The organism is Methylobacterium sp. Leaf87 (assembly GCF_001422775.1).
Taxonomy (GTDB): Bacteria; Pseudomonadota; Alphaproteobacteria; order Rhizobiales; family Beijerinckiaceae; genus Methylobacterium.
The window spans coordinates 162,975-180,168 of the sequence record NZ_LMMI01000056.1 but is presented as its reverse complement, the minus strand read 5'-3'; the positions used below and the strand labels follow the sequence as shown (position 1 = coordinate 180,168).

The window sequence follows — 17,194 nt, the reverse complement described above, 5'->3', positions numbered from 1 at the left end:
GGTTTGTCGCCCCGGCGCCCGGAATGGGACCGCGATGAACCGGACCGCACGCCCGCGCATTGAGACCGTGAAGCCCGTGTCCCGGCGCCTGGAGTCAGCCATGAAATCGTATCGGTGGAGCGCCGTACTCCTTGCCGCCATCCTGTGCGGACCCGGCGCACTGACCCTGAACGCACCCGCCCGCGCCGCCGATGAGGCGAGTGCCGCGAAGCCGGCTCAGTTCCGGACCGCACCGGCCCCAGGCACCATGCGGGTTTCGAAGGTGATCGGGGTCGGCGTCGTCGGGATGGATCACGTCCGGGTCGGTACCATCGAGGATGTGCTGCTCGCAGCCGACGGCCGGATCGAGACCGTCGTGATCGGCGTCGGCGGCTTCCTGGGGATCGGTGAGAAGTACGTCGCGGTCCCCTTCGAACTGCTGGCCTGGAACGTCGGCGACGTGCCACTCACCTCGGGGCCGACCTCGGTCGCCACCCCCCAGAATGCCGCGTCGACGGCCGAGGCCGCCCAGGCCGGGCCGCAGACGATGCCGGGGAGCGACACCACCCGCGACGTCCTCGGCGCCGTCGAGGACAAGCACAGCGGGCGGGTCACCGACGCCACGGGTTCGACGGGCGCGCAGACGCCCACGGGGGAACGCGCGACCGTGCTCGCAGGCGCCTCCGGCAACGCACCCGTCCGGGCGGAGCTGCGGCTGACGAAGGCCGAGCTCGCCGCTGCGCCGGCTTTCACATTCGACGGTACGGCCGGACGGCAACCGTGAGGATCGAGCGATGAACCGGATACTGGCCGTACCGATTTTGCTCGGCGCCGTGGGCGAGGCCGTCGCACAGACGATGAACCCGGCCCCGCCGATCCCGGAGACCGGGCCGGCGGGCTCCAACTCCAGCGCCAACACCCTGGCGGCGATGGATTTCAATTGGGTTTGGGTAAGCCTCGTGGCGATCGTGCTCGGGGCCGCCCTCTGGTACGTCGTGCGCCAGCGTCAGTCGCGCTGAGGGTCACGGCGCGCGAACGGTCCCGGCGCTCGGGAAGAACAGCTGCTCGCCGCCGATCCGATACGCTGCGATGGAGTCTTGGCCCTCGGGCGAGACGAGCCAGTCGATGAAGACCTGCCCCTCCTTCACTTTCACGGTGGGATGCTTGTCCGGGTCGACCAGCATCACGCCGTAGGGGTTGAACAGGCGCTTGTCGCCCTTGACCAGGATCGCGAGATCACCCCGGTTCTTGAACGCGAGCCACGTTCCGCGATCGGCCAGGATATAGGCGCCGAGGGCGGAGGCCGTGTTCAAGGCCGGTCCCATGCCCTGGCCGACATCGCGGTACCACTCGCCCTTCACCGCGGGCAGATCGATCCCGGCCTCCTTCCAGCTCCGCAGCTCGGCGCTGTGGGTTCCCGAACGATCACCGCGCGAGACGAAGGGCGCCTTGGCCGCGGCGATCTTCCGGAGGGCGGCGGTGATGTCGGTGCCCTTCGTGCCGGCCGGGTCGCCCTTCGGCCCCACCAGTACGAAGTCGTTGTACATCACGTCGAACCGCGCCTTGGCGAAGCCCTGCGCCACGAAGGCGTTCTCCGCCGCCCGGTCGTGGACGAGAACCACGTCGGCGTCACCCCGGCGCGCCGCGTCGAGGGCCTGACCGGTGCCGAGCGCCACCACCTTCACGGTGATGCCGGTCTTCGCCGCGAAGGCGGGGAGGATGTGCTTGAACAGGCCGGACTGCTCCGTCGAGGTGGTCGAGGCCACGACGATGGAGGCCGGCTCGGCGCTCGCGGGGAAAGCCCCCAGGGGGGAAGCCCCCAGGGGGGAAGCCCCCAGGAGTGCGAGGAGACCGAGGGTCAGGACGCTGCGGCGAGGGAAGTCCAAGGCAGTTCTCCATCGAAATAGGCGCGCGCTTCGGGCGTGCGCGGGGACAGGAGGGTGGTCCGGGTCGGGCCGTGCTCGACGGCGCGGCCCCGGGCGAGGACGATCACGTCGGCGGCGAGCCGCGCGACCTGTGCGAGATTGTGGGAGACGAGCACCACCTTGGTGCCTTCCGCCGCCATCTCGGCGATGAGGGCTTCCACGAGCTCGGTGGCACTGGGATCGAGGTTCGCCGTCGGCTCGTCGAGGAGGAGGAGGTCGGGCCGGGCCGCCCAGGCGCGGGCGAGGGCGAGGCGCTGCTGCTCGCCGCCGGAGAAGCGGGTGGCCGGGTCGCCGGCCCGGTGTGCGAGGCCGACGCGGGCGAGCGCCGCGCGGGTGCGCTCCCGGCGCTCGGCCCGAGACAGGCTCAGGGGCACGAGGCCGAGGGCGACGTTGGCGGCGGCACTCGCCCGGATGAGGGCCGGCTTCTGGAACACGAAGGCCCGGCGCGCCGCACCCGGCACCCGCAGGCTGCCACCCGTCGGAACCAACAGCCCGTCGATCACCCGCAGGGTCGCGCTCTTGCCCGCCCCGTTGGGGCCGACGAGGGCGGTGATGCCGGAGGGCGGGATCGCGAGGCTCAGGCTGTCGAGGATCGTGGTGCGATTGAGGACGAGGCGGATGTCCGTGAGGGTGATGCCCGCCATCGCGCTCACCCGTAGGCGCGGGCGGCGTGGCCGCGCAGGAGGGCCGCCACCGCGTTCACCGTGACCACGAGTCCGATGAGGACGAGGCCCAGCGCCAGGGCGAGGCTGAGATCGCCCTTCTGGGTCTCCAGGGAGATCGCCGTCGTCATGGTGCGGGTGTGACCGTCGATGTTGCCGCCCACCACCAGCACGGCGCCGATCTCCGAGATCGCCCTTCCGAATGCCGCGAGTGCCGTGGTCACGAGGGAGAAGCGGGTGTCGTGGATGAGTACGCCCGCCCGGCGCGGAGCGGAGAGACCGAGTGAGCGCAACTGCTCGCCGAGATGGTCCTCGGCGTCGGCGATCACTTGGCGGGTCAGGGCCGCGACGAGGGGGGTCGCCAGGACCGCCTGCGCCGCCACCATGGCGCCAGGGGTGAACAGCAGGCCGAGCGACCCGAACGGTCCCGAGCGTGACAGGACGAGGTAGAGCACGAGCCCGACGATCACCGGCGGCAGCCCCATGAACGCGTTGAGCAGCCCGACGAGCGCGGACCGGCCCCGAAACCGTGTCACGGCAAGGAACGCACCCAAGGGAATGCCCAGAACGAGGCCGATGGCCACGGCCGACAGGCTGACGCGCAAGGACAGCCACGCGATGGCGACGACGTCGCGATCGAGGGTGGCTAGCCGTGCGAACGTCTCGTGAAGGGTCTCGGTCATGCGTGCCGGAAGCAGGGGTTCGGCTGCGATGCAACGCCCGGGCGGACGAGCGCAATAAGAAGTTCTCTTCCGATGCAGAGCGGCGTCTTATCCCCGACCGTAAATGATCGGGGACGCGCTACCAGAGTATGGCGTGGGGATAGAACGCGACGGTGTCGCCGGGCGCGACGCCGATGACGTCGTCCGGAAGTTCGGCGAGGCCATCGCTTTGGGTCAACGACGTGAGAAGGCCTGCGCCCTCACGGGGGAACTTGTGTACCTCCATCACCCCGTCGGGGCCGGGTGCCAGGGTCACCCGGACGAACTCGCGGCGTCCCGACTTCTTGCGATAGGCGAAGGCGGCGCGGACCTTCTGCGGAACCGGGGGTACGACACTCGCCCCACCGAGGCGCGCGAGCAGGGGACGCACCACGAACAGCAGCGTCACGTAGACCGCGACGGGGTTGCCCGGCAGGCCGACGAAGGGCGTGCCGTCGACGAGCCCCATGGCCACGGGGCGGCCGGGCTTGATGGCGAGCCGCCAGAACAGGAGCTGGCCCACCGCCTCCACGGCGGTCCGGACATGGTCCTCCTCCCCCGTCGAGACCCCGCCCGAGGTGAGGATGAGATCGTGGTCGCGGGCGGCGTCCGCGAGACGCCTCGCCAGGGGCTCTGGCGCATCGCGCAGGATGCCGAGATCGTCCACCCTGACGCCGAGGCGCCCGAGGAGGGCCGCCAGCATCACCCGGTTGGAATCGTGGATGGCACCGAGCCCGAGGGGCGTGCCCGGCTCGGCGAGCTCGTCGCCCGTCGAGAACAGGGCGACCCGCAGACGCGTACGGACGGGCAGGCGCGCATGGCCGGTGGCGGCGGCGAGGGCCAGGTCCTGCGGCACGAGCCGTCGCCCCGCCGCGATGATCCGCTCGCCCCGCGCGACATCCTCGCCGGCGGCGCGCGCGTTGGCGCCGGGCTTCAACCCTTGCGGCAACAGGACGGCGTCGCCCTCGCGGCGCACGTCCTCCTGCATGAACACCGTGTCGGCGCCGGGCGGCAGGGCGGCACCCGTGAAGATGCGGACGGCGCCACCGGATGCCGCGAGGGCATCCGGCACGGCGCCGGCGGGGAGCCGACCCAGGACGGGGAGCCGGGTTTCCCCGTTCCCATCCAAGTCGGCATGGCGCACGGCGTAACCGTCGACGGCGGAATTCGCGAAGGGCGGCACGTCGTGACCGGCCACCACATCCTCGGCCGCCACGCGCCCGTCGGCGTCGACCAGGGACACCCATTCGGTGCCGGCGAGGACGGGCAGGCGCGCCGCGATGAGGCTCGCCGCGTCCTCGATCCGCATCAGCGCCCCGCCGAAGGCGAAGCAATCGTCGCTCAGCTGCGCCATGCGTCCTCCGGGAGCTCGAGGCGATCGAGGGTCGCTTCCAAGGATTCGGCCCGGGCGACGACGAGATCGGCGATGCCGGCGATATCGTCGAGATCGACCACCGGAACGCCCGCCTCCGGGAAATCGGTGTCGCTCGCGACCCCGACGATACGCGGATCGCCGGGATGGAGCGGTGGCCGGCCGTTGGCCGCGCGGTGGACTTCGAGCTTGGCGTGCGCCGCGCGCTTGAACCCCTCGACGAGGGCAAGGTCGCACGACGAGAGTTTGCGCAGAAGATCGGCGAGCGTCGCCTCCGGGCCGTCCGCGACTTCGTGGATCTGGACCCAGCGCCGGGCGGACGAGACGATGACCTCGCCGGCGCCCGCCTCCCGGTGGCGGTGGGAATCCTTACCCGGCCGGTCGACGTCGAAGTCGTGATGGGCGTGCTTGAGGGTCGCCACCCGTAGCCCGCGTCCCACGAGGGCGGGGATCAGCCGCGTCAGCAGGGTGGTCTTGCCCGCCCCGCTCCAGCCGGCGAGGCCGATGATCCGGGGGGCGGTCATGGGGTGTCTCCGACGCGAAAACCGAGATCGCGTAGCGCCGCGCGGGTCCGATCGTCCGCGAGCACGTCGAGGAACGCCGCCAGGGCCGGCGTGTCGCGCCTGTCCGCCGCGTAGGCGAAATCGTAGCGCTCCTCCGTGAGCGGTAGGAAGCCGAGGCCGTAGGCGCGGGCCACGGTGGAAATGGCGACGCCCCAATCGGCACGCCCCTGCGCCACGGCCGCCGCCACGGCGTTGTGCGAGCGCGGCTGGTTCCAGAACCCGGCGGGCCGGGCGCCCTTCAGGAGATCGTCGACGAGGGCGCGGGTGCCCGAGCCGACGTTGCGGTTGACCATCACGGCGTCGGGCGAGGCAAGGGCGGCGGTGACGGCGGCCTCGGCCGCCCTCGCCTCGAACAGCGGATCGCCGCGCCGGAACACCACGCCCTGGAGCCGCCCCCAACCGGGCGCGAGGCGGAAGCCTTCGGCGAGGAAGGGACCGTTGTAGAGCCCGGTCTCGGGGTCGAGGAGGTGCAGGGCGGCGAGATCGCATTCGCCGCGCTGGAGGGCGGCGAGGCCCCCGGCGGAGCCGACCCAGAGGGTGCGGGCGCGAAGACCCCGCTCGGCCAGCAGGCCGATCACCCGGTCGAGCCCGACGCAATGGCTGCCGATCAGGGTGAGGTCGGGCGGGCGCACCCCCGCCCCCAGGCGGGTGACGGACACGGTCTCGCCGACCTCGACGCCCGAGCGGGCGGCCGGAACGGAGAAGAAGCCGTCGGCCTGCGAGAACGCCGTGACGGAGCCCGATCCCTTCGAGACCGGCAGGGCGACGAGCCCCTCGGGCGTCTCGGCCAGCGACGCCATCACGAACTCGGTCCGCCCGAGTTCGGAGGCCACGCGCTGGGGCAGCACGGCCGCGACGGCCTCGTCCTCGCGCGGAGGCAGCCCCGCCATGGCGCGGATGAGCGGCACGACGAAATCGTGGAACGTGAACATCGCGGAGGTCGGAAAACCCGGCAGCACGACGACGGGCTTGCCCTCCGCCACGGCGAGGCAGAGCGGCTTGCCGGGCTTGAGGGCGACGCCGTGAACGAGGATGCCGGGGCTCCCGAGATCCCGCAGGATGCGATGCGAGACGTCGCCAGCGCCCTTCGAGGTGCCCCCCGAGAGCACGACGATGTCGTTCTCGGCGAGGGCCGCCTGCAGGGCCTCGCGAAGGGCTGCCGCATCGTCGCGAACGATGCCGAGGGACACGGCCTCGCCGCCGTTCTCGATGACGGACGCGGCGACGATCGGCCCGTTGGAATCGTAGATCGCCCCCGGGGGAAGGGGCAGTCCGGCCGCCCTGAGTTCATCGCCGGTGGACAGCACCGCGACCCTGGGCCGGCGCACCACGGGAATGCGGGCGAGGCCGCAGGCGGCCAGCATGCCGATCTCGCGGGCGGTGATGCGCAGGCCCCGGCGCAGGACCGTCTCGCCGGCGGCCATGTCACCCCCGGCATAGCCGATGAACTGGCCCGGCCGCGCCGCCTGAACGAGGTCGATGGCCAGCACCGCGTCGAGGAACTCGGTCTGCTCGACCATCACCACCGCGTCGGCGCCGCGCGGGATGACGCCGCCGGTGGCGATGGGGGTGGCGCTGCCCTCGGCCACGGCGAGGCTCGGCGCGACACCGCAGGCCAGGATCTCACGGTTGAGGACGAGGCGCCGGGGGCTCGCCGCACCGGCGCCCTGGGTGTCCGTGGCCCGCACGGCGAAGCCATCCACCAGGGCCCGGTCGAAGGGCGGCACGTCGATGGGGGAGGCGACATCCGTGGCGAGCACACGGCCGAGGGCCTCGGCCAACGGGACGTCCTCGGGCGGCAGGACCCGATGGGGAACCGCCGCCCGAAAGCGCGTCGCGGCCTCCTCCCGGCTGACCACGGACAGGAACTGCTCCTGCCGGGCGGCGGCGGCCAGGCGTTCGCGAAACGGGATCTCGTTCTCCGGCATCGTCACAGGGTCAGGACCTCGACCGTCGTGCCCTCCGGATAGCCTTCCAGTTCCGGCGGCACCAGGATCGCTCCGTTGGCCTCGGCGAGGCGCGACAGGGCGAGGTCGGCCCCGCCGAGCGGCTCGACGACGCCGGCGTGGCGGCGCACGAACACCACGTCGCTCACCCCGATGGTGGCGCTGACCTTGCGCGTCAGGATTCCGCTCACGGGCTCTGGCCCATCGCCACCCGACAGGGCGGCGAGGAGTGGACGCCCGAGGGCGAGGTACACGGAGAGCGCGGCTTCCGGGCGGCCCGGGAGCAGCAGGACGGAACGGCCGTCGGCGCGCCCGATGGCGGCGGTCTCGCCCGACCGGATCGCGATGCCGTGAGCCAGGACCTCGCCGGCCAGCGCCAGGGCGGCGACGCTGTGGTCCGTCCGCCCCGGACCGGTTCCGCCGAGGACCAGAACGGCGTCAACCGCAGCCGCACGGATCGCCGACGCGATCGCCGCGGGATCATCCGGTACGGTGACGGGCGTACCGGGATCGCCGCCATCGGCCGCAATCAGGGCCGCCAGGGTTTCGGCCAAGGGCGCCGAACCACCGGTGGCGATGAGGGCGACGCGCGGGCTGCGCACCGGGACTTGAGCGAGGCCCGCCGCGGCCAAGGCGAGAAGGTGCAGCGGTCCGACACGCGTACCGGCGGCGAGGACGCGCGTACCGGCCGCGAGATCCTCGCCCGGCCGGCGGACTCCGTCGCCGGCGGGGGCATCCGCGACGAACGTCCGGCCCTCCAGAGCCTCGGGCGGCAGCACGGTATCGGCGCAGTCGGGGAGAATCTCACCGGCCTCGACCCAGACCGGCGGCGCACTCGGGAGAATCGGTGCGTATGCCGAGGCCCCGGTGACGCCTTCGGCCTCCACCGCCCAGCCGTCACGCAGGGCCGTCGGCCGTTCGGGCGAGTTTCGGTTCGCGACCACGTCGTGGGCCGCCGCGAAACCCAAGGTCAAGGTCGCCGGAAGCACCCGCTCCGCGACGGGAACCACGCCCGAGACGAGGCGTGCCACCGCGTCGGCCAGCGGCATCAGGGCCGCCGAGGCGTGCCGCGTCACGCCGTTTTCACGAGGACGCGCAGTCGGCAAATCCCAGCTTCCATCCACGCAGGGCCATCCATACGACTCCGCATGCGGCATCGGCCTGCGTTGATCAAGCGTGTGCGGTGCAGGTCTGCGCGGCACAGGGCCCCAGGGTGCGTCCGGGGACAGGGCCGTCGCGCCTCGGCTATGGTCCGGCCGAACCGGCGGGGAGCCGGCCCGTTGGAACCGAGAGCCATGCGGCCCCTGCGCGTCATGCGATCCGTCCTTGGAATGTTCGGCCTGTTGGCCGTGTCGCTCGCGACTCTTCCGGCCCTGGCGCAGATGCGCGGCCATGGTGGTCCGGTGCGGGCGCTGGCGGTGGTCCCGGGTGGAGACATCGCGATTTCGGGCGGTTTCGACCAGGCGGTGATCGTGTGGGGAATCGCGACCGGCACCGCGCTGAGTGTCCTGCGCTTCCACGAAGGGGCGGTGAACGCGGTCGCAACTCTACCGGACGGCGGCTTCGCCACGGCCTCGGAGGACGGCCGCATCGCCCTGTGGCGCATTGGGCGGTCGGAGCCCGAGCGCGTCCTCTCCGAGCACACCGGACCGGTGGCCGGGCTGGCGGTATCGCCGGACGGGCTCCAGATCGCCTCCGCGTCCTGGGACGGGACGGCGCGGGTCCGACCCCTGGCCGGCGGCCCCGGGCGGGTGCTCGAAGGGCACACGGGCCCCATCAACGCCGTCGCCTTTCTGTCCGACGGACGGATCGCCACCGCCGGCTACGATGCCACCTTGCGGATCTGGCCGAGTGCGGACGGGCCGCCGCGCGTCACCCCCCTTCCGACGCCCCTGAACGCCCTCGCGGTGACCCGTGACGGCGAAATCGCCGTGGCGGGCGGGGATGCCATCGTGCGCTTGCTGCGCCCCGACGGCGGTGAGCGGGCGGCCGTCGATGTCGGACCGAACCCGGTGATAGCCCTGGCTTTCTCGCCGGACGAGACCCGCTTGGCCGCAGCCACGGCGGGCGGCACCGTCGCTCTCATCGATCGCGCCAGCGGCCGCATCCTGCGCCGTCTCGTCGGTCCGGGCCTGCCGGTGTGGTCCGTGGCGTGGCGGGGCGACGAACTCGTCACGGGCGGCAGCGACCGGCTGGTCCGACGCTGGAACGCCACCACGGGCGAGCCCATCGGCGCCCTGAGTTTGCCGCGCCCGGCCGACACTCTGGCGGCTTTTCACGGCGATCGCGGCGCAGAAGTCTTCCGCGCCTGCGTCGCCTGCCACGCCCTGACGCCGGAGGCCGGCCCGCGGGCCGGCCCGAATCTCGCCGGCATCATCGGTCGCCGCATCGCGAGCGAGCCCGGGTATCGCTATTCCGATGCCCTGAAATCCATGGACCTCGTCTGGGACACCACCACCATCGCCCGCCTGTTCGAGGTCGGGCCGGCCCGCTACACGCCGGGCACCCGCATGCCCGAGCAGACCATCACCGACGCGGACGACCGCGCGGCCCTGGTGCGGTTCCTCGAAAAGGCGACCGCCCTGCCGTGACACGGGCCGGTCAGGGCCGCCGGACCATGTAGCGGGCGTCGGCCCCGTAGCTCGCGAGCTTCTCCGCCGAAGGGGGGCAGGGCGCCTCACGGAATCCTTGAGCCCGCCAGAAGGGGACGGACCTGTTCACCGCCACCAGGGCGATGGCCGCACCGTCGGAGCGCGCCACGAGATCGGCCACGGCCGCGCGGGCATGGCCCTGGCCCGCCGCCCGCGGGTGCAGCCCAAGATCATGAACGTGGATCGCATCGTGGCCCGCGATGCTTTCCAAGGCTTGATTCAGGGGCGGGATGCGGCCAAGCGGCCAGGGATAGGCGATGAGATAGCCGCGGATCGCACCGGCCTCCGGCGCCAGCACCCGGCAAAAGGTCGGGCTTGCCCGGAGGCGCTCCGCGAAGCGCTCGGGTGCCTCGTAATGGTCCGGAAACAGGGCCTCAGCGAGGGCGACGACCGCGCCGAGATCGTGCGGCACCATGGGCCGCCAGGACAAGCCGTCCATCGGACCCGCTCAGACGGCCTCGCCCCGCTCCGTCCGCTCACGGAAGTAATCCTCGGTCGTACGGGTGCGCGTCCGCTCCGGCCCGGCATGGGGATCGAAGCCCTGGTTGAGGGCCGCTTCGACGCGGCAATCCTCGCACATCATCAGGGCATTGATCCGCTCTGCGCCGCCGGAGCCCGAGAACATCCAGTGACGCTCGCGCAGCTTCTCGACGACCCGCTCGATGGTGCTGCGGGTGCCGAACGGCTTGGCGCAACTGATGCAGCAGAACGGCTCCTCTTCCTTCACCACGCGGCGCGGCGCGGTCCAGGCCTCGAAGTCGAGGCCGGGCCGGAGATCGATCACCGATTCCGGGCAGGTCGCCGCGCACAGGCCGCACTGGACGCACAGGCTCTCCTCGAAGGCCAGCAACGGCCGTTCGGCGCTGTCCGAAAGGGCATGCGTCGGGCAGGCGCCGACACAGGCGAGGCAGAGGGTGCAATCTTTCGTGCGGAAGTCGAGTCCGCCGAAGGGGGCACCGGCCGCCAGGGGCACATAGGCCGTCGGGCGAGGCGCCGCCTCGTACATCTCGCGGAAGGCGAAGCGCAGCACCTCGCGCTTGCCGCCGACGGGCATGAACCGGCTCGGACGGGACGACGCGGCGCCGATGTGGGCTTCCGACAGAGCCGCCCCGAGGGCGTCCGGATCGTCGGTCTCGATCACCGAGATGGCCGGTCCCGCCCCGCCATATCCGAGGGCCTGCGCCAGGGTGTCGGCGAGCGCCACCGTGCGGTGGAGGCTGTCGAGGTCGTGGTGGGGCCGGGCACGGGCGAGGACATGCACGCCCGTGGCCCCATAGGCGAACAGCGCCGCCATCGCCTCGGGGCCGAGTTGGGTGATTTCGTTGAGGCGCACGGGCAGGACGCGGGCGGGCAGGCCGTCACCGTGGCGGGCCAGGGCATCGATGAGCGGCTCGCCGTGATCGCCGTCGTGGAACAGGATCGTCGCGTCCTGGCCGCCGGCCTCGGAGTAGGCCAGCATCAGGCCGCGCAGGCGTCGCATCAGGGCATCCGCGGGCGGCACGGCGTAGGCGGCCGCCCCCGTCGGGCAGACGGCCGCGCAGTTGCCGCAGCCGGCGCAGACGGCGGGATCGATGGCCACGGTGTCGCCCGCCGACGCGATGGCGCCCGTGGGGCAGACTTCGAGGCAGCGCGTGCAGCCGGTGATGCGCGAGCGCGAATGCGCGCAGAGATCGGCCCGGAAATCCACGAACCGGGTCTTGTCGAAGGTGCCGACGAGATCGGCCGCCGCCGTGATGGCGCGTTCCACCGCCGCCGGGTCGCGCGGGTCGGCGCGCAGATACCCGATGCGGAGGTCGTGAGCCGGAAACAGCGGCGTGCCGCCGCTCAAGTCGAGGACCACGTCGCAGGTCGAGGTGGCACCGTTGCGCGGCAGGCCGAAGACGAGGTGCGTCCGCGAGGACGGGGCGGGGAGGGCGTAATCGTCGATCCGGAGTTCGAAGGCCCCGAGGCGGCCGGTGGCGCCCGCGATGGTGCCCTGGAGAACCGGGAAGTCGTTGCGCTGCGGCGGCTCGATGGCGTCCGGCCGGGTCAGCAGGACGGTGACGTCGAGATCCCCTGCAAGCCGCCATCCCGCCTCGATGGCGACGGCGTCGCGGCCGTAGATGAGCGCCACGCCCTGGCTCTCGATGGAGACGGTGCTGGCGTCGGGGACGGGCTCGGCCGCGGCGGCCAGAAGAGCCGCCATCTTGGGACCGGCCCGACCGGCCTCGGTGGACCAGCCGGCGGTCTCGCGGATCTTGGCGTAGGTGACGCGGTCCTCGGCACCCAGTTCCTCGGCGACCTCGTCGAACAGGGGCGACTGAAGGGTGCAGGACACGGTGACGGGGACGCCCGTGCCGAGGGCTTCGCGGAAGCGGTCGAGTTCCCGGCCACAGAGCTGGTCGGCGGTCTTCAGCGTCCCGCCGCAGCCGCGCGCGATGGCGGTAGCGTCGAGGAGCATGGTGCCCTCGCAGGAACAGGCGAACACGAGACGATCGGACACGGGGCAACCTGAGGCGTTGGGGACCGGCGCGGCCCCTTCGCGGGGCCTCGCGCATCCGTTATATAATCGAATGGTTCGAAACTACGAACGCACCAATTGATCGCACCGGGCGGAGCCCCCGTCCGGCCCGTGAAGTCCCACCCGCGAAAGTACCCGGATTGAACGCGCGCCCATGACAGTCCCGTCCGCGACCGATCCGGCGCGCCTCGTGCTGCCGCCGGCCTTCACCGGCCTGCGCGCACCGGCGACGGACGATGCCTTCGCGCGCGCCTGTGCGCTCGCCGCGGACGAAGGCGGCGATGCGGCCGGGACCCTGGTTCTGGTCGAGCGGGAGGATGTCCTCGATCTCGCGGTCGTCCTCGCCCCCGGGGAGCCGCTCGCGTCGGCCCGCCGTGCCCTCCTTCTCGGCATGGTGGCTCTCGTCGATGCCGTGGGGACTCACGGGCCGCCGGAGATGCCCATCACCCTGCTCTGGCCGGACGAACTGAGGTTCGACGGGGCGCGTCTCGGCGGCGGACGCCTCGGCTGGCCACGGGACTGCGCCGAGGATGCGGTTCCGGACTGGCTGGTCTTTTCCGCCATGCTGCTCGTCTCGAAGCCTCACGGCGACGATCCTGGTCTGACTCCGGACTCCACGGCTCTGGACGAGGAAGGCTTCGGGCCCGGCATCCGCCTCGCCCTGGTGGAGAGTTTCGCGCGAAACCTCATGAAGGCGTTCGCCACCTGGGCGGAAGACGGGTTCGACGGCATCGCGGCGCGCTACCTCGCCCATATGCCGGCGGCCGTCGGGGCGCGGGCGGAGATCGACCGCAACGGCGATGCCGTCCTCGAGCATGACGGCGCGGTCGAGCGCCTGCCGCTCGCCCCCTGCCTGACGACGCCGGTCTGGCGCGATCCCGCCACCCGGGCGGTACGGCTGTGAGCCCCCTCAAGCTGCCCCGAACGCTGCGTCTCGACCCGTCCGACAGCTTCGTGTTCGCGGATGCCGCCGAGCCCGGCGAATGGGCCGTGACCGGCTCGTTCCTGTTCTGGGACCGGGATCTGTCGAACCTGACGGGCAAGGACCGGGTCGCCTTTCGCTCGGGGTTCCTCGGGGTGCGCTCGTTCGGGTTCTCGACCCTGGTGGTGGTGAGCGAGGCGAGCGAGGCCGAGCGGGACGAGGCCGTCGCGGACCTGGCGCACCATCTGCGGGAACGCCTCGGCGCACCGGACCAAGCGGCAGCCCTCGCGGCGGCGCGGGAAGAGATCGATTTCGCCGCCTCCCTCTGCGACCTTCCCGTCGGCACCGTCGTGGCGATGCATCGCACGGAGACGGACGGCGCGATCGCGGAAGCGTTTCGCACGTTGCACCAGAAGCCCGGCGGCGAGGACCGCCTCCATGCCGGCGCCCGCGCCTTCCGTTTCGTCGAGACCGGCGAGGACGAGTTGGAGGAGCGCGCCGACCTCGTCGGTCTCGCGCGACGCGACCGGACGGAGCCATGATGCCGCACGCAGCCAACAGGGGCCGTTGCCAGGAATGACCGAGTTCTGGGTATCGAGCGGCCACCATCTCACCCGCCGCACGGAAGGCGGCGGCCTCGGGGCCACCGACGAGTTGATCCTCGCCTATCTGGCGCGGCCGGAATTGATCCCGCCGGAAGAAGCGTGCGCCGCCGAGCGGAGGCTCCACGCCGATCTCCTGGCCGAGCCCCGACGCACCGTAACCACGGAGGCCTTGGCGGCCATCGTGGATGCCGACGCACGGGAGAACTGGGCGGTGCTCCTGGCGTTCCGCGACCGGCTTCTCGCTGCGCGCTCCATCGAGGCGGCTTACTTGAGTCTCGTGCGCGAGGGCCTGCAGGGCACGCCGTCCCTGTTCCTCAACCAACTCGTGCACCTCATCCTGCGCAATGCGCTGGATTCGTGCGACGATCCCTACGTCCTGCGGGCGGCCGAACTGTTCTTCCGCACCCAGCGGGTGAGCCGGCACGAGGGCGCCGTGCTCCTCGCCGATGCCGAGGTGATCGAGGCGCGCGAGGGCTCCGCCCCGCTCTCCCCCCTCGTGGCGATGCTCGGCAAGGAAGCCGCCAACGAGCTCGATGTGCTGAACGACGAGAATGCCTGGACCTACTGGAGCCGCTCGGACGCATTCTCCATGGCGCTCAATCTCGGATCGAGCCCCCGGAGCCGGGAGGGTCTGGCCCGCGTCATCGAGGTGTTCGTGCGTCACCTCCTCAACACCGAGGTCACGGTGACCCCCCTCGACCGGCTCGAGGACACGGACTGGCGCTGGTTCGTCGGCCTCGACGCGGAGGGCACGCGCATCGGCAACGCGCTCTGGCGGGGCGAGACCGTCGATTCCACGACGCAGGAGCGGGTGATCGCACTCTTCCGGCTCGTTTTCGCCGACACGGGCCAGGTCGACCCGAAGGTCGGCGACAGACCGGTCTACCTGATCCTCGCGGGCACAACGACGAACCAGGTCCAGATGAAGCCGCAGAACATCGTCGCCGGCCTGCCCCTGCGTGCCGCCTCCCCGGCGGCTTGAGGAACCTCCCCATGTCCGACTCCCCCCCCGACAATCACTTCGAAGTCGGTGTCGTCGTGGAGAAGCGTCGCCTGAAAGGGCCGTGGGCGACCCACGCCTGGCTCCCCGTCGCGATCCTGCCGGCGGCCCCCGCCGCGCCGCCGGGGACGCGCCTCTCGGGCACCGAGGACGAGGGCACCTATTATGCGGGTGCCTACGACGTTCATCTGCACCCGGCCGAGACCGCGCATTACCGCGACAATCTCGTGTCCGGACGCCCCTCCCTCTGGGTCGCCCTGCGCAAGCTCGGCGAGGGGGATTACGAGGTCGCCACCGTCACGGCCGACCCCTACGAGGGCGAATCCATGGCCGAGGGCATCGGCGAGGTGGTCGAGGCGGTGCCGATGCCGCCCGATCTGCAAGCCAAGCTCCTCGCCTTCTTCGAAGCGCACCACATCGAGCGCGTGTTCGAGAAGCGCAAACGAGACCGGGCCGACCCCGAGGCCCTGGCCCGGCAGGCCGGCGGTTCCGGCACCGGAGCCGGCCGCAAGGGGAGACGGTCATGAGCGACGGCTTCCTGTCGCGCTGGGCCCGGCGCAAGCGCGACGTTCGCCTCAGCGAGCGGGCGGAGATCCCGCCGGTTGCGGAGGACTTCGTCGACCATCCCCCCACCCCGGCGGACGAGACCGTCGCGTCGGATGCGGCCGCCGAGGCGGAACGCGACCTCCTAGCCGATTTGCCCTCCCTCGCGGACCTCACGGCGGAGACGGACCTGACGCCGTTCCTGCGTGCCGGCGTGCCCTCGGCCATGCGCAACGCCGCGCTTCGAAAGATGTGGTCCGTCGATCCCGCCATCCGCGACTTCGTCAGCGAAGCGCGGGAATATGCCTACGATTGGAATACGCCCGGCGGCGTGCCGGGCCTCGGCCCGCTCCTGCCCGTCGACGACGTGAAGGCCATGCTCGGCCGGCTGTTCAACCGCGATCCATCCGAACCGCTCGCCGCCGACACGAGCCGGGTGGAACCGGCACCGCAGGCCGATGCCGAAAGCGAGACTTTCGAGAGCGCTGCTTCCGAAGGGCAGCCGGTCGCCGAGGCGTCGGACGCGTCGAAGCTCCTGGCAAAACCGATGGACAGTACCGCTCCTGCGAATTCCCCGGAACCAGCACGCGCAACATCGATCAATACAGTTTCAGTATCACGCCTGCGACGCCATGGCGGTGCTAGGCCAAGCTGAGCTGTGGAATCGGGATTGCGCCAGTCTCGAACGCTTTTTATCGTAGCTCCAAAGTACGTTCCCGGCTTACAGTGCTGAGCGAAACACCCGGATACCGTCGGCTCGCGCCATGGCGCAGCGGACGTTCCGTGAAGGTCACGCAGATCGGGATCGTCCCGGGTTCAAGGTCGCAAGGTTCAGGTTCGAGAGTGGGATGCGTTCCGTCGCAGGGGCCAACGAGCACGCGGACGAAGGACATCAGAACGGTCACGCTCCGATGAGCGCGACCGTTGACGACGTCGATCATGGGCGCGCCCAGCACTACGATCTTCTCGCCGTTCTCCTCGGGCATGCGCCGGACCGGGCCGTGCTCGAAACCCTCGGGCGACTTCGGGGCGGGGACAGTCTGCTCGGCCAGCCCGTCGAGGTTCTGGCGCGCGCCAGCCGCGAGGTGGTCCCGGAAACGGTGGCACGCGAATATCACGACCTTTTCGTCGGGGTCGGTCGCGGCGAGCTCCTGCCCTACGCGTCCTACTACCTCACCGGCTTCCTCAACGAACGGCCCCTCGCTCGGGTGCGTGAGGATCTGCGGAGTCTCGGGATCGAGCGGGATACGGCGATGACCGAGCCCGAGGATCACCTCGCGATCCTCCTCGATTGCATGGCCGGGCTCGTGGCCGGTCGGTTCGACGCGGCACCCGACGCCGCGCGAGACTTTTTCACGAGGCATCTGGAGCCGTGGGCCGGGCGTTTCTTCGCCGATCTGGAGCGGGCGAAGGCCGCGCGCTTCTATCGGACCGTCGGTGGATTGGGTCGTGCCTTCATCGAGGTGGAGGCGCAGGCCTTCGCGATGGACGCATGACCCCCCGCCATCCGAATTCAACGGATCGCGCCGACGGCGCATCCCCCGCCGTTTGAGGAGTGTCGACCATGCGACAGGATCCGAAAGACCAGAAGGACCGGCTCGGTCGTCGCCAGTTCTTCCGCGCGCTCGGCGGCGGAACGGTCGCGGCCGCCGTCGGTGTCTCGGCGACGCCCATGACGGCGACGGACGCCCAGGCCTACGACCCCGGCCAGGACGAGACCAAGGGGCGCTACCGGCTCACCGACCACGTGAAGGCGTTCTACCGGACCAACGGGTACGAGACGCTGAAGAACAGCACCAACGACGCCGGCAAGAAGTGAGGCAGC

General features: G+C 71.4%; 19 protein-coding genes. 10 read left to right on the top strand and 9 right to left on the bottom strand.

Annotation, left to right across the window (positions count from 1 at the left end; all coding sequences use genetic code 11):
- Positions 1-100: 100 nt before the first annotated feature.
- Positions 101-763: a PRC-barrel domain-containing protein gene (locus ASF22_RS19785; protein WP_056267580.1), complete on the top strand. Its 663-nt coding sequence runs from the start codon at positions 101-103 to the stop codon at positions 761-763.
- A 10-nt stretch (positions 764-773) separates the two neighbouring features.
- A complete protein-coding gene (locus tag ASF22_RS19780) occupies positions 774-998 on the top strand; it encodes a hypothetical protein (protein ID WP_056267452.1) in 225 nt (74 codons plus the stop codon).
- 3 nt (positions 999-1,001) lie between these two features.
- Here the strand turns inward: ASF22_RS19780 and ASF22_RS19775 are convergent, their stop codons facing one another.
- The 7 genes from ASF22_RS19775 to ASF22_RS19745 form a co-directional block, all read right to left on the bottom strand.
- Positions 1,002-1,865 carry an extracellular solute-binding protein gene (locus ASF22_RS19775; RefSeq protein WP_056267449.1) on the bottom strand — a complete coding sequence of 288 codons (864 nt, stop codon included), beginning with the start codon at positions 1,863-1,865 and terminating at the stop codon, positions 1,002-1,004.
- Positions 1,838-2,548 carry an ATP-binding cassette domain-containing protein gene (locus ASF22_RS19770; RefSeq protein WP_156629943.1) on the bottom strand — a complete coding sequence of 237 codons (711 nt, stop codon included), beginning with the start codon at positions 2,546-2,548 and terminating at the stop codon, positions 1,838-1,840. Before ASF22_RS19770 ends, ASF22_RS19775 begins: the two co-directional genes overlap by 28 nt.
- 5 nt (positions 2,549-2,553) lie before the next feature.
- Positions 2,554-3,249: an ABC transporter permease gene (locus ASF22_RS19765; RefSeq protein WP_056167165.1), complete on the bottom strand. Its 696-nt coding sequence runs from the start codon at positions 3,247-3,249 to the stop codon at positions 2,554-2,556.
- A gap of 118 nt (positions 3,250-3,367) precedes the next feature.
- Positions 3,368-4,621, bottom strand: a complete 1,254-nt coding sequence (gene glp / locus ASF22_RS19760; RefSeq protein WP_056267446.1) for a gephyrin-like molybdotransferase Glp — start codon at positions 4,619-4,621, stop codon at positions 3,368-3,370.
- Positions 4,609-5,163, bottom strand: a complete 555-nt coding sequence (mobB, locus tag ASF22_RS19755; RefSeq protein ID WP_056267443.1) for a molybdopterin-guanine dinucleotide biosynthesis protein B — start codon at positions 5,161-5,163, stop codon at positions 4,609-4,611. The genes glp and mobB overlap by 13 nt, the downstream gene beginning before the upstream one ends.
- The gene (locus ASF22_RS19750; protein WP_056267440.1) at positions 5,160-7,130 is read right to left on the bottom strand and encodes a molybdopterin biosynthesis protein; all 1,971 of its coding nucleotides are present in this window, start codon (positions 7,128-7,130) and stop codon (positions 5,160-5,162) included. Before ASF22_RS19750 ends, mobB begins: the two co-directional genes overlap by 4 nt.
- 2 nt (positions 7,131-7,132) lie before the next feature.
- Entirely contained in the window at positions 7,133-8,224 is a 1,092-nt protein-coding gene (locus tag ASF22_RS19745; protein WP_244473109.1) for a molybdopterin-binding protein, read from the bottom strand.
- Between the two features lie 237 nt (positions 8,225-8,461).
- Between ASF22_RS19745 and ASF22_RS19740 the strand changes: the two genes are divergently transcribed.
- The gene (locus tag ASF22_RS19740; RefSeq protein WP_056267575.1) at positions 8,462-9,739 is read left to right on the top strand and encodes a c-type cytochrome; all 1,278 of its coding nucleotides are present in this window, start codon (positions 8,462-8,464) and stop codon (positions 9,737-9,739) included.
- 10 nt (positions 9,740-9,749) lie between these two features.
- Here ASF22_RS19740 and ASF22_RS19735 read toward each other — a convergent pair whose 3' ends face one another.
- Complete coding sequence (locus ASF22_RS19735) at positions 9,750-10,238, bottom strand: GNAT family N-acetyltransferase (protein ID WP_082483865.1); 489 nt, start codon at positions 10,236-10,238, stop codon at positions 9,750-9,752.
- 9 nt (positions 10,239-10,247) lie between these two features.
- Positions 10,248-12,239, bottom strand: coding sequence for a 4Fe-4S binding protein (locus ASF22_RS19730; RefSeq protein WP_056267570.1), 1,992 nt, complete (start codon positions 12,237-12,239; stop codon positions 10,248-10,250).
- A 214-nt stretch (positions 12,240-12,453) separates the two neighbouring features.
- On the opposite strand from ASF22_RS19730, the gene ASF22_RS19725 reads away from it, so the two are divergent.
- The 7 genes from ASF22_RS19725 (at position 12,454) to ASF22_RS19695 (ending at position 17,188) form a co-directional block, all read left to right on the top strand.
- Positions 12,454-13,203, top strand: a complete 750-nt coding sequence (locus ASF22_RS19725; protein WP_056267439.1) for a biotin/lipoate--protein ligase family protein — start codon at positions 12,454-12,456, stop codon at positions 13,201-13,203.
- Positions 13,200-13,763, top strand: a complete 564-nt coding sequence (locus ASF22_RS19720) for a DUF6505 family protein (protein WP_056267436.1) — start codon at positions 13,200-13,202, stop codon at positions 13,761-13,763. The genes ASF22_RS19725 and ASF22_RS19720 overlap by 4 nt, the downstream gene beginning before the upstream one ends.
- Positions 13,764-13,797: 34 nt before the next feature.
- A complete protein-coding gene (locus ASF22_RS19715; protein ID WP_056267433.1) occupies positions 13,798-14,808 on the top strand; it encodes a DUF6352 family protein in 1,011 nt (336 codons plus the stop codon).
- A gap of 11 nt (positions 14,809-14,819) precedes the next feature.
- Positions 14,820-15,353 (top strand): DUF3305 domain-containing protein, encoded by a 534-nt coding sequence (locus ASF22_RS19710; protein WP_056167181.1) that lies wholly within the window; start codon positions 14,820-14,822, stop codon positions 15,351-15,353.
- Positions 15,350-16,024, top strand: a complete 675-nt coding sequence (locus ASF22_RS19705) for a DUF3306 domain-containing protein (protein ID WP_056267430.1) — start codon at positions 15,350-15,352, stop codon at positions 16,022-16,024. Before ASF22_RS19710 ends, ASF22_RS19705 begins: the two co-directional genes overlap by 4 nt.
- A 256-nt stretch (positions 16,025-16,280) precedes the next feature.
- Positions 16,281-16,865 carry a molecular chaperone TorD family protein gene (locus ASF22_RS19700; RefSeq protein ID WP_056358464.1) on the top strand — a complete coding sequence of 195 codons (585 nt, stop codon included), beginning with the start codon at positions 16,281-16,283 and terminating at the stop codon, positions 16,863-16,865.
- 68 nt (positions 16,866-16,933) lie between these two features.
- Positions 16,934-17,188, top strand: a complete 255-nt coding sequence (locus ASF22_RS19695; RefSeq protein ID WP_056167341.1) for a formate dehydrogenase — start codon at positions 16,934-16,936, stop codon at positions 17,186-17,188.
- Positions 17,189-17,194 lie beyond the last annotated feature (6 nt).